Source organism: Paenibacillus sp. HWE-109, assembly GCF_022163125.1.
Classification (GTDB): domain Bacteria; phylum Bacillota; class Bacilli; order Paenibacillales; family NBRC-103111; genus Paenibacillus_E.
In genome coordinates, this window is the sequence record NZ_CP091881.1 from 6,680,765 (window position 1) to 6,707,122 (window position 26,358).

General features: G+C 47.7%; 23 protein-coding genes. 4 read left to right on the plus strand and 19 right to left on the minus strand.

The genetic code is table 11. From position 1 onward, the window contains the following. Nucleotides 1-267 precede the first annotated feature (267 nt). The 3 genes from LOZ80_RS28400 to LOZ80_RS28410 form a co-directional block, all read right to left on the minus strand. Nucleotides 268-1,380, minus strand: coding sequence for a PAS domain-containing sensor histidine kinase (locus LOZ80_RS28400; RefSeq protein ID WP_238167812.1), 1,113 nt, complete (start codon nt 1,378-1,380; stop codon nt 268-270). Continuing rightward, on the minus strand, nt 1,373-2,032 hold the full coding sequence (locus tag LOZ80_RS28405) for a response regulator (RefSeq protein ID WP_283214712.1): 660 nt from the start codon (nt 2,030-2,032) through the stop codon (nt 1,373-1,375). Before LOZ80_RS28405 ends, LOZ80_RS28400 begins: the two co-directional genes overlap by 8 nt. A gap of 81 nt (nt 2,033-2,113) precedes the next feature. Then, the gene (locus LOZ80_RS28410; RefSeq protein ID WP_238167814.1) at nt 2,114-2,578 is read right to left on the minus strand and encodes a GAF domain-containing protein; all 465 of its coding nucleotides are present in this window, start codon (nt 2,576-2,578) and stop codon (nt 2,114-2,116) included. A 290-nt stretch (nt 2,579-2,868) separates the two neighbouring features. Here LOZ80_RS28410 and LOZ80_RS28415 point away from each other — a divergent pair, with 290 nt between their 5' ends. Next, nucleotides 2,869-3,567: a Crp/Fnr family transcriptional regulator gene (locus LOZ80_RS28415; protein ID WP_238167815.1), complete on the plus strand. Its 699-nt coding sequence runs from the start codon at nt 2,869-2,871 to the stop codon at nt 3,565-3,567. Between the two features lie 9 nt (nt 3,568-3,576). Here LOZ80_RS28415 and LOZ80_RS28420 read toward each other — a convergent pair whose 3' ends face one another. Further along, a complete protein-coding gene (locus LOZ80_RS28420; RefSeq protein WP_238167816.1) occupies nt 3,577-4,068 on the minus strand; it encodes a hemerythrin domain-containing protein in 492 nt (163 codons plus the stop codon). Nucleotides 4,069-4,243: 175 nt separating this feature from the next. Here LOZ80_RS28420 and LOZ80_RS28425 point away from each other — a divergent pair, with 175 nt between their 5' ends. Together LOZ80_RS28425 and LOZ80_RS28430 are read left to right on the plus strand one after the other, a co-directional pair. Next, nucleotides 4,244-5,296, plus strand: a complete 1,053-nt coding sequence (locus LOZ80_RS28425) for an acyltransferase family protein (protein WP_238167817.1) — start codon at nt 4,244-4,246, stop codon at nt 5,294-5,296. Nucleotides 5,297-5,398: 102 nt separating this feature from the next. Next, nucleotides 5,399-6,181 carry an SDR family NAD(P)-dependent oxidoreductase gene (locus LOZ80_RS28430; RefSeq protein WP_238167818.1) on the plus strand — a complete coding sequence of 261 codons (783 nt, stop codon included), beginning with the start codon at nt 5,399-5,401 and terminating at the stop codon, nt 6,179-6,181. Nucleotides 6,182-6,742: 561 nt separating this feature from the next. Here LOZ80_RS28430 and LOZ80_RS28435 read toward each other — a convergent pair. The 11 genes from LOZ80_RS28435 to LOZ80_RS28485 form a co-directional block, all read right to left on the minus strand. Further along, complete coding sequence (locus LOZ80_RS28435; protein WP_238167819.1) at nt 6,743-7,384, minus strand: ThuA domain-containing protein; 642 nt, start codon at nt 7,382-7,384, stop codon at nt 6,743-6,745. A 26-nt stretch (nt 7,385-7,410) separates the two neighbouring features. Then, complete coding sequence (locus LOZ80_RS28440) at nt 7,411-8,136, minus strand: SDR family NAD(P)-dependent oxidoreductase (RefSeq protein ID WP_238167820.1); 726 nt, start codon at nt 8,134-8,136, stop codon at nt 7,411-7,413. 25 nt (nt 8,137-8,161) lie between these two features. Next, nucleotides 8,162-9,790 (minus strand): response regulator transcription factor, encoded by a 1,629-nt coding sequence (locus LOZ80_RS28445; RefSeq protein WP_238167821.1) that lies wholly within the window; start codon nt 9,788-9,790, stop codon nt 8,162-8,164. Then, on the minus strand, nt 9,783-11,606 hold the full coding sequence (locus LOZ80_RS28450; RefSeq protein ID WP_238167822.1) for a cache domain-containing sensor histidine kinase: 1,824 nt from the start codon (nt 11,604-11,606) through the stop codon (nt 9,783-9,785). Before LOZ80_RS28450 ends, LOZ80_RS28445 begins: the two co-directional genes overlap by 8 nt. Nucleotides 11,607-11,679: 73 nt before the next feature. Further along, complete coding sequence (locus LOZ80_RS28455; RefSeq protein ID WP_443146983.1) at nt 11,680-13,062, minus strand: ABC transporter substrate-binding protein; 1,383 nt, start codon at nt 13,060-13,062, stop codon at nt 11,680-11,682. Between the two features lie 125 nt (nt 13,063-13,187). Continuing rightward, nucleotides 13,188-14,009 carry a carbohydrate ABC transporter permease gene (locus tag LOZ80_RS28460; RefSeq protein WP_238173148.1) on the minus strand — a complete coding sequence of 274 codons (822 nt, stop codon included), beginning with the start codon at nt 14,007-14,009 and terminating at the stop codon, nt 13,188-13,190. A 27-nt stretch (nt 14,010-14,036) separates the two neighbouring features. Further along, nucleotides 14,037-14,975 carry a carbohydrate ABC transporter permease gene (locus tag LOZ80_RS28465; protein ID WP_238167823.1) on the minus strand — a complete coding sequence of 313 codons (939 nt, stop codon included), beginning with the start codon at nt 14,973-14,975 and terminating at the stop codon, nt 14,037-14,039. Nucleotides 14,976-14,980: 5 nt separating this feature from the next. Continuing rightward, entirely contained in the window at nt 14,981-16,204 is a 1,224-nt protein-coding gene (locus tag LOZ80_RS28470; RefSeq protein ID WP_238167824.1) for an MFS transporter, read from the minus strand. Between the two features lie 1,008 nt (nt 16,205-17,212). Continuing rightward, a complete protein-coding gene (locus LOZ80_RS28475) occupies nt 17,213-17,371 on the minus strand; it encodes a hypothetical protein (RefSeq protein ID WP_238167825.1) in 159 nt (52 codons plus the stop codon). Nucleotides 17,372-17,446: 75 nt separating this feature from the next. Further along, nucleotides 17,447-17,986 (minus strand): ribosome hibernation-promoting factor, HPF/YfiA family, encoded by a 540-nt coding sequence (hpf, locus tag LOZ80_RS28480; RefSeq protein ID WP_238167826.1) that lies wholly within the window; start codon nt 17,984-17,986, stop codon nt 17,447-17,449. A gap of 37 nt (nt 17,987-18,023) precedes the next feature. Continuing rightward, nucleotides 18,024-18,566, minus strand: a complete 543-nt coding sequence (locus LOZ80_RS28485) for a hemerythrin domain-containing protein (RefSeq protein ID WP_238167827.1) — start codon at nt 18,564-18,566, stop codon at nt 18,024-18,026. A 163-nt stretch (nt 18,567-18,729) separates the two neighbouring features. Here LOZ80_RS28485 and LOZ80_RS28490 point away from each other — a divergent pair, with 163 nt between their 5' ends. Beyond that, complete coding sequence (locus LOZ80_RS28490) at nt 18,730-18,885, plus strand: hypothetical protein (RefSeq protein ID WP_238167828.1); 156 nt, start codon at nt 18,730-18,732, stop codon at nt 18,883-18,885. A 33-nt stretch (nt 18,886-18,918) separates the two neighbouring features. Here LOZ80_RS28490 and pflA read toward each other — a convergent pair whose 3' ends face one another. The 4 genes from pflA to LOZ80_RS28510 form a co-directional block, all read right to left on the minus strand. Beyond that, nucleotides 18,919-19,659: a pyruvate formate-lyase-activating protein gene (gene pflA / locus LOZ80_RS28495; protein WP_238167829.1), complete on the minus strand. Its 741-nt coding sequence runs from the start codon at nt 19,657-19,659 to the stop codon at nt 18,919-18,921. Between the two features lie 21 nt (nt 19,660-19,680). Continuing rightward, nucleotides 19,681-21,939, minus strand: a complete 2,259-nt coding sequence (gene pflB / locus LOZ80_RS28500) for a formate C-acetyltransferase (RefSeq protein WP_238167831.1) — start codon at nt 21,937-21,939, stop codon at nt 19,681-19,683. 25 nt (nt 21,940-21,964) lie between these two features. Next, entirely contained in the window at nt 21,965-24,571 is a 2,607-nt protein-coding gene (gene adhE, locus LOZ80_RS28505; protein ID WP_238167833.1) for a bifunctional acetaldehyde-CoA/alcohol dehydrogenase, read from the minus strand. Between the two features lie 103 nt (nt 24,572-24,674). Beyond that, nucleotides 24,675-26,336 carry a cbb3-type cytochrome c oxidase subunit I gene (locus LOZ80_RS28510; RefSeq protein WP_238167834.1) on the minus strand — a complete coding sequence of 554 codons (1,662 nt, stop codon included), beginning with the start codon at nt 26,334-26,336 and terminating at the stop codon, nt 24,675-24,677. Between the last annotated feature and the right edge of the window lie 22 nt (nt 26,337-26,358).

Genomic DNA, 26,358 nt, shown 5'->3' on the forward strand with positions numbered 1-26,358 from the left:
GACGATCCATCGCCTTGGGTTTCATGGCCAGTTATCTGCTCTCTAACTATGGTCACTGTGCCTCCTTTGTTCGTCAGAGTCGTTTTCACGTCCCCGATCTTGCAATCTTCACAGATCCAATTGTTAGCTGACTTCCTAAACCCATCTGCCTTCCCACACTGCTCGCAAGTGATCATTGATCCTCAGCTCTCTTTCTGATAAGCTGCTTTTACTATAGTCCTTTTAGCAGTAACCTTCTGTGAGAAATATCACAGTACAGAAGCATGATCATTTCATCGGTATTGTCAAAGTCACAATCGTTCCTTCTCCCACTAAGGTGTCAATTGTTATATGACCGCCTGCACTCTTAGCTCTCTCTTCCATGCCAAACAAGCCTACCCCTTTGGCCAAGCTGTTTCTGGTAAAACCCTTGCCCCTGTCAGCGATTCGAACGACAACAGAAGCGTCAACCTCATGAACGGATACACTGGCCTCTGAGACATCCGCATATTTAGCAATATTGGTAAGCGCCTCTTGAATCACCCGGTAGATCGTGGTTTCCTCAAGCGCGCCCAGTCGTCTTCGCAAGCTGCTGTCCAGCTTTACCTTGATCCCATAGTGATCCGCGTAATTTTCAATATACGTACGAATAGCCGGTACAACACCTAGATCATCCAAGACCGAAGGGCGGATCTGCCAAGCTAAACTCCGCACTTCTTCAATAATTCCGGAGACATTGTGCCTAAGGAGCGTTATATCCGGGTTCGCAGTCTCCCCTTCTCCGATTAACCGATCCATCTGGATCAGCAAAGAATAGAGGCTCTGACCGATGCCATCATGCAGTTCACGGGAGAACTTCCGACGTTCTTCCTCCTGAATTTGCATAACCTGCGACATCATCTCCTTGAGCTCTTCTTCGACTCGTTTTAACTCCGTAACCTCATTGCGAATGGCGAGATATTGATAAGATTTCCCATGCTCATCCACGAATGGCACGATGGTTGTATCTACCCAATAATAGCTTCCGTCCTTCGCTTTATTTTTGATCTCGCCGTGCCATACTTGTCCGGAGGAAATCGTTTGCCACAGATGAGACATAAAGGCTTGCGGGTGATAGCCGGAATTAATAATCCGATGATCCTGCCCCATCAGTTCACTGCGGGGATATTTGGAGATTTCACAAAATTTATCATTCACATAGAGAATGATTCCTTTAGGGTCAGTAACCGCTACAATGGACGATTCGTCGAGCGCAAATTTAACATTGGACAATTGTTTAAGTGACTGTCTTAGATCCTGTTGAAATACGGTGTCAGCGATATGTTCGTCAAGACGATCCAATAATTCGACGACATGTTCGCCAATAACATCCGGAAACTCCTTATCCAACGTCTCACTCAAAGTTCAACAGTCCTTTCTTCACAGCGAATTTCACTAATTCCGGTCTCGTCTTAAGCCCCAGCTTCTCCATCACATTGCTTTTATGCGACTCCACGGTTTTGACGCTGATGATCAATTGTTCGCCAATTTCTTTATTCGAGAAGCCTTTGGCAATTAGGCCCAATACTTCCTTTTCACGTTCGGAAAGGGATTCAAATGTATCTTTATTCTCACCGTGCTTCAATCGTTCTATATATTCATTCATGAGTCTCTTCGTTGCTGTTGGATATAAATAGGCGTTGCCCGCTGCAACAGAACGGATTGCGGTTAACAGTTCCTCATGCGGGGCGCTTTTCAAGATGTATCCGGAGGCGCCGACATGAATGGCCCTGAATAAGTATTCGTCATCATCATGCATGGTCAGGATCAGAATGGCTAAATCAGGCATCAATCGCCTTAGTTCCGTTGTCGCGGTAAGCCCATCCATGCCAGCGGGCATATTAAGATCCATTAAAACGACATCCGGTTTCAGCAGCAGGGCTGCCTGAATTCCTTCTGCGCCATCGGCAGCTTCCCCGATGACTTCCATATTGTGCTTGCCATGGAGCAGCATCATTAAACCTGATCTCACTACGGCATGATCATCCACGACCAGAATCTTCAACGTCCCCATCCTCCTTGTAACCGGCTTATACGACCTGCCTTTACTCTATGCCCTAATCATAACAAAAATAAGGAACTCCCGTCAGGAATTTCATGTCGCAGTTTCATTGAGGATGTCCTCTATGTAAGAAGCCACGGTATGAATCCTCCCTTGGACTGCTTGTATTTCACCAGGTTCAAATCTGGTTTGTTCCCGTTTCCCTATATATAGCAGACCCAACATCCGATGACTTGAATTGGTCACTAGCGGGAAGGCAGCAGCGGACAGCAGACGTTCAGCAAGCATAACAGGACATTGAAGTCTTTCTTGATGAAGGCGAGGATTCGCATCATCCAGCTTAACCCATCGACCCAAGCGCAGAACAGCAGCGGCTAATCCAAGACCTACTTTTTTGATCACCATTTGTTGATACCGATCATTCCTGTTGCCCACGGCATACTTCCAGTAGCTGCGCCCTGTGTCATCAGGAAGAGGCGCCAACGCGATGAAATCGCTTGACGTCAAGCTTCGCAAAAGCTCCAGTTCTACTCCTATATGTACCTCTCTAATCGCCACACAGGGCACCTCCTTTTCAACGAAGCCAATCGAAATTTCCTTACCTACCATTGTAAACGTATAGCTGCTTCTTGTAAGTCAGGGAAAACCCTGATTCCCGCATCAGGAAATGAAGCAGATATCCCTTGGCTTTCGCTAGGACATTGCCAGGAAAACAAGGGTTAGCTGTGATTTTCCTCACAACCACAATAAGGAGTTTCCCTCCAAAAGATCAGTAAAACTCCCGATAACCAAACATTAATAAAATCGGTATGATGGAGATAACAAGAAACGTTGAGGAGTTGGTCCCCATGGCCTTGAATAAAGGGATTATGAATTTTTTCTCGGAAGAAAATTTCGAGAGACTGCAAAGCATTATGTATGTCAAGCGTGCTGCTAAAGGGGATTTTTTATTCTGGGAAGGCGACACAGCAGATAAATTATATTACATCATCCAGGGCGGAGTTCGCATCACCAAACTATCTGAAACGGGCAAAAGCTTCATTCTCTACCTGCACCAAGCAGGTGACTTATTCGGCCAGATCGATCCCTTTCAGAACTCGTTGCAGAGTTTTGGCGCAGAAGTGACGGAGGATAGTGAAATTGGCGTCATACAGCGCAAAGACCTTGAGGTCCTGTTATGGCAGCACGGCGACCTTGCGATTGAATTTATGAAATGGATGGGGCTCATGCACCGCATGACAGAAACGAAGTTTCGCGATTTAATGATGTATGGCAAGCCAGGCGCGCTCTGTTCTTTGCTCATTCGATTAAGCAATTCGTACGGTGTGCCTCAAGGCGACAACATCTTGATTGACTACAAAATGAACAATTCCGAAATGGCAGATATGATTGGATCAACCCGGGAAAGCGTCAACCGCATGTTAAGTGATATGAAGAAGGAAGATGCCCTCGAATTCAACAATGGTCACATTGTCATTAAGGACGTGACTTACCTCCGCGATATCTGCCACTGCGAGAACTGCCCTATGGAGATTTGCCGCATGTAGGCAGCTGCCTTACGACTGGGTATGAATGCTGCTGAGCAATTGGTTCGCAATCGGGAAAACCATCTCTTCTTCGGATGCCAGATGCTCAGATAATACCGAGCACGCCACACTAAGCAATGAGATTGCCTTTTTCAATTTAATACGATCTGCGCCCTTGCAGATATCCACATATTCCAGAAATGAGCGGACGAATCGTTCCGCCTGTTTGTGATCTTCCTCCATCACCCACGTGGAGGTCAAGAATGTAGGCTCGACACCCATCTGCGCATAATCGGCAAGTACAGGGAATACCTCCGCTTCCTCCCAATGCTCATGTGCCTCAAGCTGCTGCATGAAAGTTAGCATGTGTTTGCGAATTTCTTGAAGCAATTGTTTGGATTCTTCCGAGCCGAGTATGGCAATCATGTGACTTGTCATTTCCTGAACATGATCAAGCTCTTTCTTTAAGGCGACATGTTCCTCCATGAATCGTTCCAGAACCTTTTGAAGATCAATAACCATACACTTATTCCTCCTTTGATCGCTGTGCTTACATTGTATGCCTTTCCTTCAATAATCTCTGTGAGGTGAATCACAGTGTTCTAAATACGTCTTCGTGACTTACATCACTGCAGCGTCGCGAAGCCGGGTTTACATTAGAACAGAAGGCATTCCGACCCTCATGGAGGTAATAGTTGTGGATAAAGTAGATCATACAGCTTCGAATACGCTCATGCTCAACGCTAAGTTTCTCCTCATTTTGTTTGTGGTCATTGCGAATTGCATCGAACCGCTCATTCAACAGAGCCCGGCTTTCCATTCCTTGTATCTGGCTATTTACACCTTTCATATTCCCATGTTTGTTATGGCAACCGGCTATTTCTCCAAAAGTTTCAAGCTCGACGTCCCGGGTATCCAAAGTCTGCAAATTATTTTCTACCATTACCTGATCTTCCAAAGCCTTTACTCCCTGCTCGATGCACTGGCTTTCCATGCGCCGGGTGTACGCTATTCTTTCTTTATTCCCTATTCCTTATTATGGTTTTTATTCAGCCATTTTTGTTGGCGGCTGCTCCTGCTGCTCTTTACCAAATTGAAGCACCCTCTCGCAATTTCTATCGTTCTCGGGATCCTTGCCGGCTATGCCCCGTTTACCGGGACGATGCTCAGCTTCTCAAGGACGCTAGTCTTCTTCCCCTTCTTCCTGGCTGGTTACTATTTTCAATTGGACAGGGTGCCTATGCTGATTATTCGTCTGAATAAATGGTTCAGCGCCATCGGTCTGTTGGGTATTCTGGTCCTTCTGAATGTCACAACGCTTGACCCCAAATGGTTATACAGCAGCTTTACTTATACCGAGCTAGGTACCTTACATTGGTATACAGGCGGGTACCGCTTGGGAATTTATGTTCTGGAAATTGTCGCATCATTTTGCTTTCTGAGTTTCGTTCCACGCACACCATCTATCCTGACCGAATGGGGCAAATACACGGTATACGTGTTTTTACTCCACGCCTTTATTACGAAAACAGCCATTTCTCTGGGACTCTTCTCCCATGTTCATACAGCTGCACAGATGGCCCTTGTCTTACTGCTCGCCGCTGCGATGACTTGGCTGCTGTTGCAAGGATGGGTTCGCCGTTTCAGTCAACCGCTGATTGAACCCCATTTATCTTTCTGGAAACGAGGAGCTATTCGAGCAAATACGCAACCTCCATTGCCTGATTCACCAAACTCGCCAATGAAGTAAAAATAATGCTACGAATAATCAAAATAAAGATAAGGAAAGATGTCCATTTTCACTATACTTATGGAAGGTTCATTAAGCCTAGGAATGATAGGGGGATACGACATGGATTTGGGATTGGCAGGAAAAGTAGCTCTGATTACCGGCGGAAGCAAGGGGATCGGATTAGTGACCGCGATAACGCTAGCGTCTGAAGGCGCCCATATCGCCATTTGTGCTCGCAATGAGGATGACCTGCGAAGCGCTGCAGCGAAGATCGTAGAGAAAACCGGCGCGAAGGTTCACTATATTCAAGCCAACGTTTCATCCGAGGAAGATTGCCAAAGGGCTGTTGCGGAAACCGTGGAGCGCTTCGGGCGATTGGATATTTTGATCAATAATGCCGGCACTTTCGCCGCCAGCCCTTTCGAGCAAGCTACACACGAGGTGTGGACGCAGGATCTCGACTTGAAATTGTTCGGTGCTATTCATTGTTCCAAAGCTGCGCTGCCTTACTTAAAGGAGTCAGGCAAAGGAGCGATTGTGAACATGTCCACATCCTCCGCCAAAACCCCTGCCGCATCATCGCTGCCCACTTCGGTCAGCCGTGCCGCAGGCCTGGCGCTAACCAAGGCGATGAGCCAGGATTTGGCCGCCAGCCATATTCGCGTGAATGCCGTCTGCGTAGGATTAATACAAAGCGATCAAATCGAGAGAAGCTGGAAAAACCAGCATCCTGAACTGACCTGGGAGCAGTTCTCGCAGCTTCCCCATCATCAGATCCCATTGGGACGCATCGGTTATACGCAAGAGGCCGCCAACGTCATCGCGTTTCTCGTATCCGATGCCGCTTCCTATGTGACCGGCACCTCGGTGAATGTCGATGGCGGAAAAGGTGCAACGCTGTAGGCTTTTGAAAACCCTCCACCTGAGGTCATGAAGTGCACCCCTTAGAATAGACATTGGAAAAACCCTTGGGTTAAACCGATGAAAGTTCTAGGGGGTGCACTTCACATTGTAGATGGCCTCGCCGCAGGCCTTTAAAAGAGATGAACTTTTGGAGTGATCGAGGAGTTATTGTAGCTGCGTCGCACAGAAATAAGGATAAGGGAACTACAGTGCGCTATTCTAGCCAAAAGTGTCAATATGGCGAGGTTGAGGGAACTACAGTCCGCTATTTTGCTGTTTTCTGGGAAATTCAGCGCTTTTTCCGGAAATAAGACCCTGTAGTTCCGCCTCGCCTTATAAAATCCACCATTTACCTAAATAACGTCCTACAGTTCCCTTAATCTAGGATTTATCTATTTTAAGAGGTTCATCACTTAGGGCAACGAAGCCGCTTTTTACCCCTAAGTTTTCCCAATTTCTTGCCCCTAACGCATTTCACTCACTCTTGCCCCTAACGCATTTCTCTCACTCTTGCCCCTGAAGCGTTTCCCAACTGACTTTCGCCGCCGCCCTTCCCGAGCGCTAAGGCTGCTTTCGCAAAGCCCATTGACCAGCCTGAAGAATCAACTTCCGGTACGTCGGGTGCTTGAATGATTCCACATGGTGCCCAGGCATGAGATAAACAACTCGACCCAGACCGTACTCATGCGCCCAGGCAGCAGGCCACTTCTTGCCCTCATGCGTATATTCGAGCAGCACGGTCTTCTCTGACAACGGATCCATGTCGTAACGGTAAGGCTCCTCATCCATGCAGAAGGACTCAATCCCCTGCGTAATTTCGTGCTCGGCAGAGGTAAGATGGAAATCTAAGGATGTATAGGGAGGATGTCCTGTAAATTTGGCGCCTATCAATTGACTCAGCTCATATCTCGCTTGCAGCGATACTCCATTATGTATAACAAGCAGCCCGCCGCCGCCGCTTACGTAGGCTAATACGCCTGCTACTTGCTCTGGCGTCACCTGAATCTTCCAACTATCGGTATAGGAAATGAATAGATCGAACGCTTTCAGCTGTTCAACCGTTAGCTTCTCCCGGTCCTCCGATATTTCCACATCGATATGATCCTGGAACACATCCGTTATGTCATCAGCCACCGCTTGAAGTGGATGATATTTGGCGTTTGTGATGTCCCCCAGCAATAAAGCTTTTTGGTTGTTGTTCATATGCATACAAGCCCCTTTCGATCTGCTTACCAGCTCATTTCCTCTGCCTTGTAATCAAGGAAAGCCGGGTGCGTTAGTACTTCTTTGTTTTTTTGATACTGCAACAGCGTTTCTACGATCTGTGAAGCCGCTTCTTCCGCTGCGACATCGGCTGAATCGTTTAATTTCCCACTCATGTACGTCTTCATCCAGCCTGGGTGAATGACAAGAACGCGTCCGCCTTTATGCTTCAATTGATTATGAACAATATTAGATTGGATGTTTAATGCCGCCTTCGACATGCAGTAACCATACCAACTCTCCCGCCACGTTTGATTAATCTGTCCAGCTTCGGAGGAAATGTTAACGATCAGCTTGTCTTCCCCGTTCATCAACAGGGATATGATCGCATTCGTCACACGCAGCGGACCCAATGCATTCACATTGTACAGCCCCATTACCGCATTGAAATCGATCTCGCTAAAAATCTCATCGTCCTTGCCGCTGGCGATACCCGCATTATTAATAACGAGATCCAGCTTGCTCGTATACCCAGAGATCTTGATCGCGGCTTGCCTGACGCTCTCGTCATCCGATACGTCCAAATCAATCGCGATTAGCCTTCCGTCATAGGCATAAACCGCTTTGTCGAGCTGGACCCAATCGCGCAAAAATCGTCCAGCGAACACGGTGTATCCCCTTTTCAACAGCTGAACCGCCAACTCATACCCCAACCCCCGGTCCGCGCCGGTTACAAATGCATATTTTGTCATGGTTAGTCCACCCCACATTCCTTATCTACACTTTGACACTAGTAAATGATTTCAGCTTCCTGTATTCAACAGGGGTCAGCCCGTTATATGACTTAAATATTTTGATAAAATAGCTCTGGCTGTCATATCCCAGCAGCTCGCAAATTTTACACATAGGCTCATTGGTCATATCCAGCAGTTCCTTCGCTCTTTCCATTTTCATTCGCGTTACATACTCAATAAAGGTTTCCCCGGTTTCCTTCTTGAACAGACGGCTGAAGTAGCTGGAATTCAGAAACAGATGCTCGGCCACTTCCTCCAGAGAAATGCGCTTATCCAAATTCATAGACACATATTGCAAGGCATTCAGCACGGACAGACGCTTGCTCTGGTCCATAATCTCCCCTGTCACGGATATGGCGGAGTGGAAGTAATCGATAAGCCAATGCTCCAATTCCGTCATGGTATCGATCTCCAGGATATCCTTGTGCATCACATCAACGGAATACGTGGATCGGAAATGCTGCAAAGACTCCAATTTCAGTTTCAAATCCAGCAGCAGCTTCAATACCCAATCCTTCACCATCTCCGGTGGACAGGTTTGCTCTTTGAATACGTTCATCCAGCGCTTAACGGTTGGCAGCAAGGACGCTTCTTGTTTATCGACCAGAATGTCCCTGAACTCTTCATTGGCTTTATCGTAGTAAGAGAATACATAAGCTGGGACAAGTTCCCGCTCCTGTTGTCTGGCAATCTCCCCTTCGCCTAAATAGAAGCGCTGCGCCGTGCTGCCCAGCAGCCCTCTAAGGCCCAGCTTCAGCTCTTCGGGGGTGGTGCTTATCGTTCCAATCAAGTAAGTCATCGTTATTTTCAAGAAACGGCGCAGTGCTCCTTGTATCAAAAGAATCGTCCGCTTTGTTTGCTCATACGGATTCACCTTAAGACCTGGCGGATACAGAAACAGCATAAAGGATTCTTTGGCATCATAGCTGGCATGAATCGCCCCGGAACGCTCTTTGTCCAAGACCTCCCGAATCACATTGTTGACAGCAAAGCGTAAAATATCGTTGGATACGAATCGCTGCGCAACGCTTCGGTAGTTGCTGATGAAGCCCATGACCGGCAGGCATACTTGCCCCTGAAAGCTTAAACCGAAGGCTTTGGCTTCCACCTGCCATTTGGCAGCATCCAGAATAGGCTCATGGATTGTGCTGCGAATAAACTTCTCCTTCATCATCTCTTTGCTGCGATCAACCAGATCAAGCAGATGTGTGTGAAGCTGATCGTGCTGCTGCTCTTGGTCCAGCTTCTCCTTGAACTGCAATAGCAGCTTCTCCAAATCTGCCGGATTCAGCGTATCCTTGAGCAGGTAATCCTGAACATTCAGCTTCATAGCCTGCTGCGCATAATGAAATTCACTATGGCAGGACAGAATAGCGACCCGAATATCCGGCTTCCGCTGCTGCAGCTCACGAATGAGGTCCAGACCGTTCATCTTGGGCATGCCAATATCCGTAATGATAATATCCGGCATGTCCTCATCGCATGCTTCCAGCGCGCTCATCCCATTCTCATGAACACTGGTCAACTGCAAATCGAGGCGTTCCCAGGCAATGGCTTCCGATAATAATTCAAGAACAGGATAGTCATCATCCACCAACATCACTTTATACATCGCTGCGCCCCTCCAATTCCCTAGGAAAAAGCATCGTTACCCAGCTTCCTTTTCCGCGTTCACTGTCGATCTTCATTTCGAAAGCATCACCAAAGGTCAGCTTCATCCGTTCCCATACATTAGGCAGACCTACGCTGGAGAAGCGGTATACATCCTCTCCCTCCGCCGTGTCCAAGCCTTTGCCAGTCAGCACAGTATGGCGAAGCGAGGCTAATACGTGGGGCTCCATGCCTTCCCCATTATCCTCAACAATCACGACGAATTGGCGTTCATTGACAACTGCCTTCAACGTAATCGTTCCAGCGCATTGGTTCAGCCCGTGAATAAGTGCATTTTCGATAATCGGCTGTAAAAAGAATCTCGGCACCTTCTGAAAAAGCACATCCGGCGACACATCCACTTCAAGATTCACCTTTTCCTTTTGCCGCATATCCATTAATTGCACGTACTCCTTGATGGTCTCCACTTCCTCGTGAAAGTAGATCAAATCTTGATCCTGAGAGATCGTCATTCTCAGCAGCTTGGAGAGTGAGCTTATCATTTGCGCGCTTTCCACATCCCCTTTCCGCAGCACCTTCATTCGAATCGAATTCAGGACATTAAACAAGAAATGCGGATTGATCTGCACCTGCAGCATAGCCAGTTCTGCCTTGCGCTTGCGCGTCTGGGTGACTGTAATTTCAGCAATCATATATTTGATGTGATCGAGCATTTGATCGAAGGACATGCCGAGAATTCCGATTTCATCCTTGCCCCGGATAAAGGAGCGAACCTCCAGATTGCCTCGCCGTACCGTTGCCGCCACCCTGCCAAGATGCGCCAGCGGTTTTGTAAAGGCTTGCAGGAGATACAGCAGCAGCAATAAAAAGACAAGAAATGAAATGACTTGATACATAAATACTTTCTTAAAAATAGAATCGATTTTGAAAATCGCTTTTTTATAAGGAATTAATGACACAAGCTTCCAATCCGTAACGCTTAGCGGGAGCGTAGTCAGCAAGTAATCTTCATTCTCAATACGAATGATATCCGAAGCGTGTTCGGCTGCTTGCTTCACATAGGGAAATTTCAATCCAACGTGTTCGCTGTTCCTTTGGGAAAGGATGGTATCCGACTCATCCAGCAGCAAGGTTCCCTGATCTGAAGCAATTCGGTTAAAAATTTGGTTCACCTGATTTTCCATGATGGTGACAATGACATAGCCGTAAATATCGAGCCCCTCGCCTCGCAATGTGCGGGCTACAGAGATTTGGTGGGCATTCTTCAATGATTTTTCCGTTGAAAACACGGTTGGTGCCGTCCCCACCCAGTAGGACTGAATCCCGCTCAAATCTTTCAACTTACCGAACCACGGCTCTTCAAAGGTTTGCATCGGATCATACTCATACAGCGGGTAATTCGTATAATACGTCCCGTTTTTCAATAAAATCGTCACATAGCTTTTCTCGCCTGTGAAAGTAATATTCGTGATTTTGCTGGTTATTTTATACCTGTCTGCAAATCTCCGGTATTCAATATCGTCTCCCTGATATCCCGTTCCTGAAACTTCCTTCAAAATCGTATTAATTTCAGCATCCATTTGAATATAATTCGCAATATTCAGCATGTACTTGAGTAGATTCGTGACGTAGCCGTCTACCAGCTTTAGAGATTCCGCCGCATTGGATACCGCTTGTTCCTTAACGGCGTCCCGCGTTAAATAATTGTAGACCGACATCGTTATACAAGCCGGAATCAAGATGCAGACAACAGATGCAATCATCAGTTTAAATCGAAGCGTTCGGGGTGGCATCATTCTAGCCAGCAACTTCCACATCTGCGATTCCTCCCTTATTGACACCAGGAAGGGCTAGAATACGCCCCCTCCTACTTGCTTCTATTATAGCTTCTTATTTTTTATTGGCATCAATCAATTTTTGAACGCGATCTTTGGATTTTTTGATCATCGTGTCTATATCTTGCTTGCCAAAAATCAACAATTCAAATTCCTCATTGATCGCTTTATTGATTTCTGCTTGATACGTCACAGGAGGAATTGATTTGGCTGATTTGTAACCCGTCATCACGTTCGTGATAGAGGCTTTATCCACCTTTTCCGGGTTCTTCGTTTTGCTCAGAATGACATCGACAATTTTCCCCATTTCCTCCGGCTTTACTTTGCTCCATGATGGGATTTGTTTGCCTTGTACGATTTGTCCTTCTGTCGTATACCAACGAATGAACTTATACGCTTCTTCCTTATGTTTGGAATTGGCCGCTATCGCCATGTAATCTGTGATATACGGCGCGTAGCCGCTAGGATCGCCAGGTGCATTTTTGGGATACGGTGCTACGGCAACGTTGAAGTTCAGCGGGAATTGCTCGGTACCGCCAAGCTCGCTAGTAAACCAGCTGCCCATCAGAACCATGCTTGTCGTTTGGTTGAAGAAGGCAGGACGATAGTGCAGTTTTTGCGATATCCTTTCGTCATACGGAGTTAAGGATTTATCTTCTTTCTCCATTTTGAGGTAAAGCTCAATCGTCTTTCTAAATAATGGACTATCGAGATTGGAGGTGCCATCCGCTTTCAGGAACTCCATATTATCCGGTTGATTGCCTAACTGCAGCTTCATAAACTCCATGAATCCGCCGTCCGTCGGCCCGTGGAAGAAAGCCCCGTAACGCTTCGTTGTACCCTCGCCTTTGGTCAGTTTCTTGGCATATTCCCTGAACTCATCCCAAGTCCAATCCGTAGGCACTTTCAGTCCCGCTTGATCCAAATGGTCTTTGTTCAAGACAACATACCAAGGTGTAAGCTTCGTCGGAAGGGCGTAATACTTGCCGTTAAGCTGGGTATCTACCTTATATTCTTCACTAACCTTAAAACCTTCTTTGGCAATAAACTCATCCATCGGCGCAGCAATCCCTAAGGCAACCCGCTTCGCAAAGCTGGCTGGGTCCGTCAGCATCAACACATCCATCGTTTCCCCGGAGGAAGCGGCCAAATCGAGCTTCTTATTCGCCTCAGCCGTATCCCCTTTATCGCTAAGTTGAACCAGATCAATCTTAATATCGGGAAATTTCTTCTCAAAAGCCGGAATTGTTTCCTTCCAGTTATAGTTCGAGTCCATCCCGTGCGTCAAAAACCGAATCGTAACCGCATCCTTCGACTTCCCGCCAGACGGTGTGCTGTTCCCCTCATTGGACTGTGTTTTACTTCCGGTGGAACAACCGACAAGCAGACTTAGTGCCATAGTTCCTACAAGCAAAACCTTGAACACATTCTTTTTCAAGTGTACCCCTCCATGTTTTGTGATAGCGCTTCCACTACTTGCTCGATTATTGTAACAAGATCTTCTGTTCCTTCTATAAAAGAGAATTGACTTTTTTACCGACTATTTTGACTTTATAACGCCAACTACCCTTTCACGCCACCCATTGAGATGCCTTCAATAACACTTTTCTGCCCTATCAGGAAAACGATAAGCAGCGGGAAGATCGCTGAAACTGCGGCAGCCATAATGAGGGAATAGAATTCTCCGTTAATGCTTGAGAACTTCTGCATAGCGAGCTGAATCGTATACAACTTATCTGTTCGCAAGAAAATTAATGGATTCTGATAATCATTCCACGTCCAAATGAATCGCAGAATGGCATATGTGGCTATAGCCGGTCGCACCAGGGGAAGCGCAATGCTTAAATAGATTCTGAAATGACCCGCGCCTTCCATTTTGGCCGATTCAATGTATTCGTTGTGGATGCCTATAAAAAACTGTCTCAACATAAACGTACCGAGCACACTAAAGCTATTAAGAATAATCAATCCCATATGGGTATCAAAAAAACCAGCGGAGCGGTATAAAATAAACTGCGGAATAAGAATGGCCTGCCCAGGTACCATATAGGTGGCAAGTACGATCAGGAACAGCCACTTGCCTGCAGGAAATTGAACCTTAGAGAAGCCATAGGCGGCCAAACTGGAAACCGTGCAGGAGATCAGCGTCGTTAGTACACTAATTTTAATGGAATTCCAATAGTACGTATAGAAGGGATAATTACCAAACCACACCTCCTTGTAATTGCCCCAAGCATTCCAGTGGACAGGAATCCATTCAATAGGAAAATTAAATACATCCGCTTCAATCTTGAACGAGGCCGAAATCATCCAGAAAAAGGGCATTAGAAAAAGCAAGCTGAACAGAAACATGATGACAGTGAGCACTATTTTACGTAAATTCATGGCTGATTGCACAAGGCTTCCTCCTTCCTAATAATTGACCCATTTCTTTTGACCGAACCATTGCAGGATCGTAATTAGCAAAACGCAGAAGAACAAAACAGATGCCATCGAGGAGGCATAACCTATTTTCAAATTCACAAAAGCCATTTCATACATGTCCCACACCATCATCGAAGTAGATCTCATCGGTCCGCCTCTTGTCAGGATGGCTATCAAATCGAATACTTTAAAGGTAGCAATGATGCCGGAGACGAGTAGAAAGAAAGAGGTAGGCGATAAGAGCGGCAGCGTAATTCGCCGAAATTTCACCCAACCGTTGGCACCGTCAATGTCGGCCGCTTCATATAGATCCTTGGGAATGTCCTGCAATCCAGCAATATAAATGATCATATTGAAACCAATCGATATCCATACGGATACCATCATTAGCGAAGGCAGCGCGTAGGACGGATCTGCGATCCATTTGGGCGGATTATCAATGCCGATAGAGGTCAGAAATTGATTTACAGGTCCTGTAGACGGATTGAACAGCACCATCCACACCGTCGCAACAGCGACCACACTGGAAATATAGGGCATGAAAAAAGCGACCTTAAAAAAACTTTTGAAATAAATATGCTTCTCGATCAGAATCGCGAGCAGCAGAGCAATCCCCATATAGATTGGGACCGTCAGCAAGAACATGGCATTATTTTTCATCGACTTCAAAAATGTGACATCGCTCATCAGGGTTTGGAAGTTGCTAAAACCAACCCATTTGAAACCGCTAAGCCCCATGATAAAGTTCCAATCCGAGAACGCTATCAGGAATGTAGCTATAATAGGAATGAGCGTTAGAAACGTAACGCCCAGGATCATAGGACTAACGAACAATAGACCTGCAAACGATTCTTTGCGCTGCAACGATCCTAGCCGTCGCTTGGAAACCGGTCTATCCATGGAGACTACCGAGGAATTGTGGTTCATCGCATTCACCTCTCTACTGAAATTTGTTGGGCAGACCAATCGCGAATCTTCTTATCAGATGGAAGCAGGAAGCCCATGCCGCCCAATAAAGGCATAAACGAGCAGGCTGTAATTACCAGGGTCAAACTTGTTGCGTCAATCAGCCCTCCCAATGCTACAGCACCAATCGCCCCCATGCCGAAGGAAAGTCCTGTAATCAAGCCCGAAACGGTTCCCACCTTGCCAGGTACCAACTCCTGCACATACACCACCGTGACAGAAAAACTGCTATGATTGAGCACACCGAGTAAAAATAATAGCGGATAAGTCCACAGCTCATTGGCATGCGGGAGCAGCATAGCGAACGGAGCCGAGCCGAGCAGTGAAAGCAAAATCACACTTTTCCGGCCAATTCGGTCTGACAGCGGGCCTCCCACGAATGTTCCGAGAATACCTGCGCCCAAATAAATGAATATATACAGCTGCGCTGTAGGTACGGATATTTGAAAATGCTCAATCAAGTAGAATACGAAATAGGTCGAAATGCTGGATCCAAACCATGATCTGGCAAAAGCGATGAAAATAATCAGAATGATGGCATATCGGATCGCTTTTTTGTGCTTTTCGTCCAACGGCCTGGCGTTGGCATTGCCCTTTTTCACTGGAATGAGCGATAGATGCGCTCTATACCAGCGTGCAACCCGCAGCTGAATAGCTATGCCTATAGCTGCTAGCAGCGTGAACCAGATGGCTCCGAATTGTCCATATGGGAAAAAGATCAGTGCCGTCATCAGCGGCGCAAGCGCGTTGCCGGTGTTGCCTCCAACCTGGAAGATGGATTGGGCCAAGCCTCTGCGCTGCCCGGCAGCCAAGTAGGAAATCCGTGATCCCTCCGGGTGGAACATTGCGGAAGCTACGCCTACACAGGCAACAGCGGCGAGCACCATCGCATACCCCGGGGCCAAAGCCAGCCCCAGCATGCCGAGAAGGGCGATCGCCATGCCTATGGGCAGTAATTTCGGCGTAGGTCGCGCATCCGCATACATGCCGACAAACGGCTGCATCACCGAAGACGAAAAATACAAGATGAACGTAATGATTCCTATTTGCGTAAACGACAAATGCAGCGAATCCCTCAAGATCGGGTAAGAAGCCGGAATGACGGCTTGCAGCGCATCATTGATCAAATGAGCCGAACCTATCGCAAATAGGACCGGATAAATCGTGGGTTTTGCCTGCTGTTCACTCATGGCAGTCTGTTATCTCCTTCTACTAAATTCATCCTCATCTGAACCTCCCTTGTCTTCTTCATAGCTCTCATTATAGGGGAAGGGGCTTAGGCAACTTTGCCACTATTTTGATTTTCTTTTGTAGAATTATGACTTTTGTCGGCATTTATCAGATCAACAGATCCTCGGCCAGCCTGTCAAACCTAGCGAACGCTATGACGCTTATCGACGAGAAAAGGCTACTCTGACGTGCTAACGAACTCTATGACGCTTATCCACGAGAAAAAGGCTACTCTGACGTGCTAACGAACTCTATGACGCTTATCGACGAGAAAAAGGCTACTCTGACGTGCTAACGAACGCTATGACGCTTATTGACGAGAAAAGGCTACTCTGACGTGCTAACGAACTCTATGACGCTTATCGACGAGAAAAAGGCTACTCTGACGTGCTAACGAACTCAATAGGCGTTATGAAGGAGCATTTAGGAGGAAGCGTGATCATTATCTTTCTATAGTGCATCTGGAATTCTCCGCCCTGAGAGATGAGCCGCTTCCAAGCGACAAATCCTAGTAGGGGAACTACAGTACGCTATTTAGGCAAATAGCAGGGATGCTGGGACAATAGCGGAACTACAGGGTCTTATATCCACGAAAAGCGCTAAATTTCCCTAAAAACAACAAATTAGCGTACTGTAGTTCCCTCAACCTCGCGATAATGGCACTTTTTGCTATAATAGCGTACTGTAGTTCCCTCACCGCGCGAGGCAGCTGAACTAGCTCCTCAATCAAACCCGTGTGTACAATGATGAGCACGGGAAAATTCCGTCGTTCTTTCTTCGAAGGACGAACCATAAGCACTCATACCTTGCTTATGCCCCCAAAACAGCAGCCATTCAAACAAATAAGCACGTTTAGCTACCTTATTCTCCGCGTACCGAGCCCAAAGTGGGGGGCCAAGTTCGCTCACCCCAACCCCCAAAAAAAAGCAAGGCTTCGCTCATCCCAAACCAAAAAAAGAGGCAAGGGGTTAATTCACCCCTGCCTCTTGCTCTTGCTCTTGCTCTTGCTCTTGCTCTTGCGCTTGCTCTTGCTCTTGCTCTTGCATTTGCTCTTGCTCTTGCTCTTGCTTTTGCTCTTGCGCTTGCGCTTGCTCTTGCTCTTGCTCTTGCATTTGCATTTGCCTCAAGCCCTGCCTCTTGCTCTTGCATTTGCTTTGCCTCAAGCTTTGCCTCAAGCCCTGCCACTTGCCCTGCCCCTTACTCTATGCCGTTGTAATAAGTCCGAATGTGCCATCATGGCGACGATACACAAGTTCGGTTTTATTGGTATCCCGGTTATAAAACATGTGGAAACTGTGATCCAACAGCATCATTTGGAGAATGGCTTCATCGATATCTTCCGGCTTATTCGGAACGATCTTCACACGGGCTACTTCAAAGAGGGCATCGTCCTCTCTGTCCGCCCCTTCCAGCCGACCAGACATCTCTCTTACCCCGCCTTGTTGGCGTATGCGATGCTTAATTTTGTCCTTTAACTTTCGCGTCTGTCTCTCTAATTTATCGGCGACGCCATCGATCGATGCGTACATATCCTCGCTTTTTTCTTCTGCACGAAGCACAACGCCTTGGCAGGTGATTGTGACTTCTACCGCATGAACTTGTTTGTGGCCTTGCACAGACAGCGTAACATGCATGTCGCAATCTTCTTCATACCAGGATTCCAATCGTCCCAATTTGCGTTCCGCATATTCATGCAAGGAAGGAGTCACTGTTACATCTTTGCCATGTATAATTAATCTCATTTCGCTCATCTCCTTGGTATTCATCATCGGTCCTATTTCAACAAAAAAATGACTCCAAATCTGTCATTACTTGCTCCGTTATTGGAAAAACTAGCTGTTCCTCCATGGTAAAGTGGTCGTTTAATATCAAGCACGCCTGAACGAGATGCGATGTGATCTCCGCTAGTTGCTTCTTAGGAACAAGAGGTGATACCTTGCAAACAGCTTCCTGGAAAGATTCGATAAACGACAAACCGAGTTGATGATCTTTTTCCAATACCCAGAAAGAAGGCAGGATAGAAGGTCCCGAGTGACGATCAAAATAGGTCAGCAGAAACGGAAACAATTCCTTCTCTTCCCAATCCGAATGCCGTTTCAGCACTTCAACGAATCGCTGGGTGCGATCTCTGAGTTCTTGGACAAGCTGTATGCCCTTCACCAAATCATCCGACAGAATCACTTCCTTGGCGCTCGTTTCGAGCAGCCTTAGCTGATCTCTCAATTCCTCATGCTCTGCCCTTAATCGATCGGTCGCATATGCAAGCTCGTCTGGGTTTGAAGAAGCAATCCCTGAAGCATAGCCAGTGGCATGTATTGCCATACTGCGTCCCTCCCAAAGTCATCATTTCCTTCACTATCTTCAGTATAGCGGCAGAATTGACTTCTCGCTGTGCGCTAAATCACACAGCACATGTGAAATTTATCACATACATATACTCTGGCAAGTTATATAATTAAATCATCAAAGAAGAGGAGTGATTTCTATGACAACCCTGCATAATGAAGAGTTAGAAGCCTTGCGCGATGATTTCTGCTGTGAGTATGGCAAAGTATTTGCGGAAAAAGCAGCTGGGTTGTACGATCAGGAAGAACCGAACGATCTGCAGCACGTTGGCCTTCAAGAGGAGTACTTCCTATGAATCATCCTAAAAAATAACCAGTAGTGCTGGAATTCATCCTGCGCTGCTGGTTATTTTTAATCTACCTTGTTCAATTAGATCCCTCGCCCGGGCAACTTGTTGATCTGTCGGCGTAGGGCATTGTTCGAGCGGATATTCTTTCCCCATTTGCTGCCACTTATGAACGCCCATTCTGTGATAGGGCAGTAGTTCCAGTTTACTTACGTTTTGCAAAGTGCCGATAAACTTGCCAAGCTCAAGCAGATCCTTGGCCTCATCCGTCCAACCAGGTACAAGTACGTGGCGAATCCAGACAGGTTTGCCTATCTCGCTCAGATATTGGCCAAAGCGCTTGATCCGATCATTAGGCTGCGCCGTCAGCGCGATGTGCGTCTCTGGATTGATCTGTTTCAGATCAAGCAGCACTAAATCCGTTACGTCCAGCAGCTCCTGCGCATGACTCGGCTCACAAAACCCGTTGGTATCCAGGGTGGTATGCAAGCCCCAACGCTTGCGGCATTCGGCAAACAAACGGGCCAGGAAGGGGGCCTGCAAAGTCGGCTCCCCTCCTGTTACCGTAATGCCGCCTCCCGACCGGTGGTAGTACTCGACGTAGGGTTCAATCTCCCGGAGAATCTCGTCTACCTCCATCGGTCTGCCCGCATTCATTTCCCATGAATCCGGATTATGGCAGTACTGGCACTGCAGCGCACAGCCCTGCATGAAAAGCACAAAGCGGATGCCCGGACCGTCAACGGTGCCGAAGGTGTCGAAGGAATGTATGCGTCCTTTCATTGGTCTGCCCCCTCTCTATTCTTACATCGTGCCGTGGAAGGTACGATGTATCACGTCAAGCTGCTGTTCCTTGGTCAGCTTGATGAAGTTTACCGCATACCCGGAGACACGAATCGTCAATTGCGGATACAACTCCGGATGCTCCATAGCATCTAACAGCTTCGCTCGATCAAACACATTAATATTCAAGTGATGCCCTTGATTGGCCATATAGCCGTCAAGCATAGCAACTAGATTCGAAATGCGCGTCTCCTCTTCCCGGCCAAGTGCCTTCGGCACGATAGAGAACGTATTGGATATCCCGTCGAGGCAATGTTCATAAGGCAGCTTGGCAACGGAAGCGAGTGAAGCTAACGCTCCCTTCCGGTCGCGGCCATGCATAGGATTGGCGCCTGGCGCAAAGGGCTCTCCGGCTTTGCGGCCATCCGGTGTGCTTCCTGTCTTTTTGCCATATACGACATTCGAGGTGATGGTCAGAACGGACATTGTTGGCACCGCGCCCCGATACGTGGTATGCTTCCTAATCTTATTCATGAACGTTTCCGTCAATTGCACAGCAATGGCATCTACCCGCTCATCATTATTGCCGTACTGCGGGTACTCGCCCTCAATCTCAAAATCAACGGCGATGCCTTGTTCATTGCGAACCGGGCGCACCTTCGCATGCTTAATCGCGCTGAGCGAGTCGGCTACAACTGATAATCCGGCGATGCCTGTTGCCATGGTGCGTACAATTTCACGATCATGCAAAGCCATCTCCAAGCGCTCATAGCAATATTTGTCATGCATATAGTGAATCACATTAAGGGTGTTCACATACAGCTTCGCCAGCCACTCCATGATCGTATCGAAGTTTTCCACGACTTGTTCGTAGTTCAACACATCCGAAGTTACAGGTGCTATCCGGGGGCCAACCTGAATCCCAAGCTTCTCATCTACCCCACCGTTAATGGCATACAGCAAAGCTTTGGCTAAATTGGCGCGAGCGCCGAAGAATTGCATCTGCTTGCCGATACGCATAGCGGAGACACAGCAAGCAATGCCGTAGTCATCCCCGTAGTATGGACGCATGAGATCATCATTCTCGTATTGAATCGAGCTGGTCTCGGCAGATACTTTGGCACAGTAAGCCTTGAAGCCATCCGGCAGCTGCGTAGACCAGAGCACGGTTAAATTCGGTTCAGGCGCCGGCCCCAGATTGTATAAGGTATGAAGGAAACGGAAGGAATTTTTGGTCACTCGCGCTCGGCCATCCAGTCCCATGCCGCCAATGGATTCGGTCACCCACGTAGGGTCCCCACTGAATAACTCGTTATAATCAGGAGTACGCAGAAACTTCACAATACGCAGCTTCATCACAAAATGGTCAACAAGCTCCTGCGCCTCATCTTCTGTTAGCGTCCCCTCGGAGAGATCCCGCTCGATATAAATATCAAGGAAGCTGGATACTCGTCCAAGGCTCATCGCCGCGCCATTCTGCTCTTTAATCGCGGCCAAATAGGCAAAATACAGCCATTGCACAGCTTCCTTGGCAGTCGCTGCCGGCTTCGCAATATCGAAGCCATACGACTTAGCCATCATCTTTAATTCACCCAAACTGCGAATCTGCTCGGAAAGCTCCTCGCGCAGCCGAATCACATCCTCCGTGATGGCGTCAACTTCCATCTGCAGAAGATCTTTCTGCTTTTCTGCGATTAATCGGTCCACGCCATACAGCGCAACACGCCGGTAATCGCCGATGATCCGACCGCGGCCGTAAGCATCCGGCAGCCCAGTAATAATGGCAGCCTTGCGCGCTGTTTTCATCTCCGACGTGTAAGCATCGAACACACCTTGGTTATGCGTTTTGCGAATATCTGTGAACACTTGGATGATTTCTTCCGGCAGCTTGAATCCGTAGGCCTCGCAAGCATCGATCACCATGCGGATACCGCCGAAAGGCTGCACGGAGCGCTTCAGAGGAGCGTCGGTTTGCAGACCGACGATTTTCTCCTCGTTCTTGGCGATATAACCGGGCGCATGTGAGGTAATCGTGGACACCGTGTGAACATCGATGTCCAATACGCCCCCGTTCTCCCGCTCTTGGCGGGTCAGCGCGCTGACCACCTGCCATAGCTCATTCGTTGCTTCCGTAGGACCAGCCAGGAAGGCATGATCTCCTGTATAAACTGTCATATTTTTATCGATAAAATCTTTCACATCAATGGCCGTTTGCCATTTCCCCTGCACAAATCCGTGCCAGTGGCGGCCTGCTGCCAACTCTTCTTCTCTTATCGCCATGATGGTGCCTCCTTCGAAATCGCGATTAAAACTTTCCGTAAAAAGCATTGCGATAAACGTCAGCCAACTCTGTTACCAGCGGCATCCGCGGATTGGCTGTTGTACATTGATCTTCAAATGCCCGATCCGCCAAATAATCTACCCGCTTCTCGAATTGTTCCGCATGGAATCCCAAATCCTGAAATTTCTCAGGAATGCCAAGAATTTGGTTTAGCTTGCGGATGGCTTCGATCAGGCTGTTCACGCCTTCTTCGGTCGTTTTGGCCGGAAGTCCCAACATACGGGCAATTTCGGCATAGCGCTGATCTGCAATGAAATGATCATATTTCGGGAATGAAGTGAACTTGGTCGGTTTTTGCGCGTTATAGCGAATGACATGCGGCATCAAAATCGCATTGGTACGCCCATGCGCGGTGTGGTATTCGCCGCCCCATTTATGCGCCAAGCTGTGATTGATACCGAGGAAGGCATTCGCAAAGGCCATGCCCGCGATCGTTGAAGCGTTATGCATCTTCTCCCGGGCAATCGGATCTGCTGTCGCAAACGACTTCTCCAAGTTCTGGAACACGAGTTGAATAGCTTTCATGGCCAACCCATCGGAATAGTCGTTCGCCATAACCGATACATAAGCTTCAATGGCATGGGTCAGGACATCCATTCCCGTGTCGGCTACTGCCGTCTTAGGCAAGCTGTACACATAGTCAGGATCGATGATAGCAACATCCGGCGTAAGCTCATAATCGGCTAGCGGGTACTTCGTATTGCCTTTTTCCTTATCCGTAATGACGGCGAATGAAGTCACTTCCGAGCCTGTGCCCGAAGTCGTGGGAATCGCGACGAATTTGGCTTTGCGCCCTAGACGCGGATATTTGTAGACCCGTTTGCGAATATCCATAAACTTTTGCTTCAATGCGTCAAAATCAGTATCCGGGTATTCATAGAACAACCACATCGCCTTGGCTGCATCCATCGGTGATCCGCCGCCTAGGGCAATAATGCAGTCCGGCTGGAAGCTAGCCATTTGGGCCCGGCCGCGTTCCACGGTTTCGACAGATGGGTCTGGTTCCACGTCCGAGAACACTTCGATGTAAACCGGCAGTTGTCTTTTGCGAAGATAATATTCAACCCGCTCGACATAGCCAAGCTTCACCATCATTGGATCCGTAACAATCATGACCCGTGTAATGTCAGGCATCTTCTCCAAATACTGTGTAGCGCCTTTTTCAAAATAAATCTTTGGCGGTATCTTGAACCACTGCATATTAACCGTACGATAAGCAACCCGCTTCACATTGATCAAATTTACAGCGCTCACGTTGGAAGTTGTGGAGTTATGTCCATAGGAACCACAGCCAAGTGTCAAAGATGGCAAGTTGGTATTATAAATGTCGCCAATAGCCCCGTGAGTGGAAGGTGAGTTGACGATGACGCGTCCCGTTTGCAGTTTATTCGAGAAAGCCTCGATCACTTCTGCGTTCTGGGAGTGAATGACAGAGGAATGACCCATCCCGCCAAATTTGACCACTTCTACAGCACGAGCAATGCCTTGTTCCGCATTCTTCACTTTGTAGCAAGCGAGCACAGGGCTTAATTTCTCAGCGGATAAAGGGAAGGCCTCCCCGACGCCGGTTAGCTCCGCAACCAGTATTTTCGTAGCTGCAGGCACCTTAATGCCAGCCATCTCGGCGATTTTCACGGCAGATTGACCTACAATAACGGCATTCACCGCGCACTTTTCCGCATTAATAACTAGTTTGGAGACGGCTTCCGTCTCCTCTTTATTCAGAAAGTAACAGCCCTGATCGGCCATCAGCTTTCTTGTTTCTGCGTACACCGCTTCCTCAATAATGACAGCCTGCTCTGAGGCACAAATCATGCCATTATCAAAAGTTTTGGATAAAATCAAGTCATTCACAGCCTGCTGCAAATTGGCTGATTTCTCAATAAAACAAGGGACATTCCCTGGCCCAACGCCTAAGGCTGGCTTCCCTGTGCTATACGCTGCCTTCACCATGGAAGACCCTCCAGTTGCTAAGACGAGTGCTACATCGGGATGATTCATCAGCAGTTGCGTTGCTTCCACAGAGGGATGCTTCACCCACTGAATACAATGTTCGGGAGCACCCGCCTTCACGGCTGCTTCCAGCAAGGTCGCTGCCGCTGCGGCACTTGATTGCTGGGCGGAAGGGTGGAACGCGAAGATGATGGGGTTGCGCGTTTTGGTCGCAATCAATGATTTGAACATCGTCGTCGAAGTCGGATTGGTAACCGGCGTCACCCCGGCAATGATGCCGACAGGTTCGGCTACCATGCGGTAGTTCTCATACGTGTTTTCCTCGATTACGCCAACTGTTTTGTTATTTTTGATGCTATGGTAAATGTACTCTGTGGCAAATAAATTTTTCGTGATCTTGTCTTCATACACACCGCGACCGGTTTCCTCCACAGCAAATTTGGCGAGAACCATGTGCCTATCGATGCCTGCTAACGCCATTTGCTGAATTATGCGGTCAACCTGATCTTGATCCAATTTCAGAAATTGCTGCTGCGCTTCCTTCGCTCTAGCCACCAGCTGGTTCACTTCGTCTTGCGCGGAAATCCGTTCATTCGTTTTCGCTTCTTTGGTTGTCATGATGCTTTCACTCCTTTATTTGCTAATTGCTGTAGAGCCATTGATTTGTTTGGTATACCACTAGATTAAACTTAATCCGGCGCCCCAACTATGATAAAAATCACTACCAAGTAACAAATCCTTTGGAACCGGGAGCCGGGTTCACAATCATGTCCATGAGCGGTATGGAATAGGCAAATAAAATCAAGAGAATCGAAACCGTAATCCAGATCCGCCAGCGATCCAGATAGGCCGGTGTTGCCTCCGCAGATTCCATGGCTGTACCGATGGGATACTCGGTTTCGCCTTTGGGCGCACGCAGCAGAGCGAAAAAGTTATAAACCATAAGCAGCACCCCGAGGAATAGCACGGTTCCGCCGATTGCCATGAAAACGTAATACGGCATCCAGGTCGCCGCATCCGCATTGCCTTCATACGTCGTGAACGCTGTTCGTCTCGGTGCGCCGAACAAGCCGACCAGATGCATCGCACCTGACATGAAGAACATGCCCACACACCAAATGATCGTTTGGATAATCCCTAATTTATTCATTCTGGCTGTTAGTACACGTCCGGTAACCGCAGGGATTAGCCAATACGTAATCCCAAAGAACGTCAACGCTACACTGGTTGCAACGGTTAAGTGAAAATGTCCCGTCACCCATAATGTGTTATGGACAACAGCATTCATTTGGTTACTGGCGTTGATTAATCCGCCTGCGCCAGCAGGTATGAAAATCAGCATCCCCATGAAAGGCGCAAAGAATCTAACATCCTTCCAAGGCAGCATCTTCACCCATCCAAAAAGCCCTTTGGCTCCTAAGGCACGACCATGCAATTCAAAGGTTGCAAATAGGGAGAAAGCCGTCATCAAAGACGGAACAACCACCATGAACGTTAATACAACCTGCAAGTATTTCCAAAAGGAGCTAATGCCAGGCTCCATCAACTGATGGTGAAAACCGACAGGAATCGAGAACAACAACAAGAGGATGAAAGAAAGTCTGGCAAGCGCATCGCTGTAAATTTTGCCTCCGATAATTTTCGGAATGATGACATACCAGCACATATACGCGGGCATTAGCCAGAAATAGACGAGAGGATGCCCAAAATACCAGAATAACGTGCGGCTAAGCATGACATTAATCGTTTCCACCCATCCAAAGGACCAGGGAATCAATTGAATCAACACCTCAGCGGCAACCCCGATTGTGGCGATTTGCCACATTAGGAAGGTCACAACAGACATAAAGGCGAACAGTGGGGACAACTTGTCTGGATGTGTTCTTTTCCAATATTTATATTGATAGAAAATACCCCAGCCGCTGATCCAGCTTCCTACCACTAGCATAGCTAAGCCAATATAGAAGTAAGGAGATGCCTTTAGTGGCGCATAGAAGGTATACAGTACGCTGGCCTTCCCCGTTAAGACCATCGCAACTCCAAGTGCCGTACCTGCTGTCATGAAACCGAAGCCTGCCCAACCCATTCTATGGACAATCGGGAGGAGTTTCCCCCCTAACGTGTAAGAAATGCCCGAATACAGAAAACCAATAATAAAATATGTCGTAAACACAATCGCCATCAGAACCCCATGTGCGGTCAATAGCTCGTAGTAGCCAATGCCATAAGGCAATTGAATCGTGCCGCTCTTCACCATCGTTTGCAGCAATCCTGCCACACCGCCGATCAGCAGCGCTATGAACGCCACCAGAATATGGGCGACTACCAATTTGCCATCCTTGAGATCAAATGTATGAGTTAATGTCCTATCTCCCATTTTCATGCTGTCTTCCACCTTCCTTCGC

Bases quoted from the DNA above. Each gene is read 5' to 3' on its own strand.
- LOZ80_RS28405 (WP_283214712.1), bottom strand. From the start codon at position 2,032: ATGGGGACGTTGAAGATTCTGGTCGTGGATGATCATGCCGTAGTGAGA.
- LOZ80_RS28490 (WP_238167828.1), top strand. From the start codon at position 18,730: ATGACAACCCTGCATAATGAAGAGTTAGAAGCCTTGCGCGATGATTTC.
- LOZ80_RS28420 (WP_238167816.1), bottom strand. From the start codon at position 4,068: ATGGTTATTGATCTTCAAAAGGTTCTGGAACGATTCATGGAGGAACAT.
- LOZ80_RS28450 (WP_238167822.1), bottom strand. From the start codon at position 11,606: ATGTGGAAGTTGCTGGCTAGAATGATGCCACCCCGAACGCTTCGATTT.
- LOZ80_RS28460 (WP_238173148.1), bottom strand. From the start codon at position 14,009: ATGAATTTACGTAAAATAGTGCTCACTGTCATCATGTTTCTGTTCAGC.
- LOZ80_RS28440 (WP_238167820.1), bottom strand. From the start codon at position 8,136: ATGACAAAATATGCATTTGTAACCGGCGCGGACCGGGGGTTGGGGTAT.
- hpf (WP_238167826.1), bottom strand. From the start codon at position 17,986: ATGAGATTAATTATACATGGCAAAGATGTAACAGTGACTCCTTCCTTG.
- pflA (WP_238167829.1), bottom strand. From the start codon at position 19,659: ATGAAAGGACGCATACATTCCTTCGACACCTTCGGCACCGTTGACGGT.
- LOZ80_RS28415 (WP_238167815.1), top strand. From the start codon at position 2,869: ATGGCCTTGAATAAAGGGATTATGAATTTTTTCTCGGAAGAAAATTTC.
- pflB (WP_238167831.1), bottom strand. From the start codon at position 21,939: ATGGCGATAAGAGAAGAAGAGTTGGCAGCAGGCCGCCACTGGCACGGA.
- LOZ80_RS28435 (WP_238167819.1), bottom strand. From the start codon at position 7,384: ATGAACAACAACCAAAAAGCTTTATTGCTGGGGGACATCACAAACGCC.
- LOZ80_RS28470 (WP_238167824.1), bottom strand. From the start codon at position 16,204: ATGAGTGAACAGCAGGCAAAACCCACGATTTATCCGGTCCTATTTGCG.
- adhE (WP_238167833.1), bottom strand. From the start codon at position 24,571: ATGACAACCAAAGAAGCGAAAACGAATGAACGGATTTCCGCGCAAGAC.
- LOZ80_RS28445 (WP_238167821.1), bottom strand. From the start codon at position 9,790: ATGTATAAAGTGATGTTGGTGGATGATGACTATCCTGTTCTTGAATTA.
- LOZ80_RS28465 (WP_238167823.1), bottom strand. From the start codon at position 14,975: ATGAACCACAATTCCTCGGTAGTCTCCATGGATAGACCGGTTTCCAAG.
- LOZ80_RS28510 (WP_238167834.1), bottom strand. From the start codon at position 26,336: ATGAAAATGGGAGATAGGACATTAACTCATACATTTGATCTCAAGGAT.
- LOZ80_RS28430 (WP_238167818.1), top strand. From the start codon at position 5,399: ATGGATTTGGGATTGGCAGGAAAAGTAGCTCTGATTACCGGCGGAAGC.
- LOZ80_RS28485 (WP_238167827.1), bottom strand. From the start codon at position 18,566: ATGGCAATACATGCCACTGGCTATGCTTCAGGGATTGCTTCTTCAAAC.